This is a genomic window from Kitasatospora sp. NPDC004799, from assembly GCF_040609095.1.
Taxonomy (GTDB): Bacteria; Actinomycetota; Actinomycetes; order Streptomycetales; family Streptomycetaceae; genus Kitasatospora.
Genome location: NZ_JBEXJK010000803.1, coordinates 1 through 1,361, shown reverse-complemented (window position 1 = coordinate 1,361; position 1,361 = coordinate 1). Strand labels below are relative to the sequence as shown.

1 protein-coding gene is annotated in these 1,361 nt (G+C 73.5%); it reads left to right on the top strand.

Features of this window, described 5'->3' with window-relative positions; translation table 11 throughout:
• Nucleotides 1-24: 24 nt before the first annotated feature.
• A partial coding sequence (locus ABZW03_RS40930; protein WP_355269974.1) for an amino acid adenylation domain-containing protein occupies nt 25-1,361 on the top strand: 1,337 nt, incomplete at its 3' end.

Below are 1,361 nucleotides of genomic sequence, written 5' to 3'. Positions count from 1 at the left end.
GGCACCCTGACGTACCGCGGGCTGATGGGCCGGGTCGACGCGCTGGCCAGCCAGCTCGCGCGCGCCGGCGTGCGCCGGGGCGACTTCGTCCCGCTGGTGATGGCCGGCGGACCCGAACTGCTGGTCGCCATGCTCGCCGTGCTGCGCTCCGCCGCCGTCTTCGTCCCGCTGGACGAGCAGTGGCCCGGCCCGCGCCTGCGCGCCATGGTCGACGCCTGCGACCCCGCCGTGGTCCTGCTCTCCCCCGGCGCCGCCCCGGGCGGCTGGACCGTCCCGGCGCTCGCCGTCGATCCGGTGTCCGGGGCGGACCCGGAACCGGCGCACGCCTCCTCCGCCCGGCCGATGCCCGCGCCGCCGCGCCCGGACGAACTCGCCTACGGCTTCTACACCTCGGGCTCTACCGGCGCCCCCAAGTGCGCCCTCAACCTGCACAGCGGTCTGGCGAACCGGCTGCTCGCCATGGGCCGCCGGTTCGGTGCGTCCCCGCGGAACGTGGTGCTGCAGAACAGCCGGCACACCTTCGACTCCTCGCTGTGGCAGCTGCTCTGGCCGCTCACCTGCGGCAGCCGGGTCGTCATCCCCCGGGCGCACGACATCCTCGACCTCACCGCCACCGTCGAGGTCATCGAGCGCCACCGCGTCACGATGACCGACTTCGTGCCCACCATCCTCACCGCTCTCGTCGAACTGCTCGACTCCCGGCCCGAGTTGGTGGACGGCCTGGCGAGCCTGCGGATGCTGCTGGTCGGCGGCGAGGAGATCGCCCCGGAGAGCGTGCGCGCCCTGCAGCGGCTGCTCCCGCACCTGCGGGTGACCAACACCTACGGCCCCACCGAGGCCTCGATCGGCTCCGTCTTCCACGAGGTGGCGCCGCAGGACCGCGCCCCCGTGCCGATCGGCCGACCGATCGACAACACCTGGGCGATCGTGCTCGACGAGCACGGGGAGCCGGCCCGCGCCGGGGAGATCGGCGAGATCTGCATCGGCGGCGCCTGCCTGGGCACCGGCTACCTCGGCGACCCGGACCGCACCGACCGGGTCTTCGTCGGCAACCCCTTCCCCGAGCTGCCCGGCAAGCGGATGTACCGCACCGGCGACCTCGGCCACTACGGCACGAACGGGCTGCTCTACTTCGACGGCCGGCGCGACCAGCAGGTGAAGATCGGCGGCGTGCGGGTCGAGCTCACCGAGATCGAGCACGCGATCGCCTCGCACCCCTCAGTGCGCGAGGCCAAGGTGCTGGTCAGCGACCACGGCGGCGGGCAGCACCTGGACCAGGAAGGTCTTCAGCACCAGCGCCACCAGCAGCGCCACCAGGATGATCAGCGGCACCTCGCGCACCAGCGAACGCTTGCGCCGAC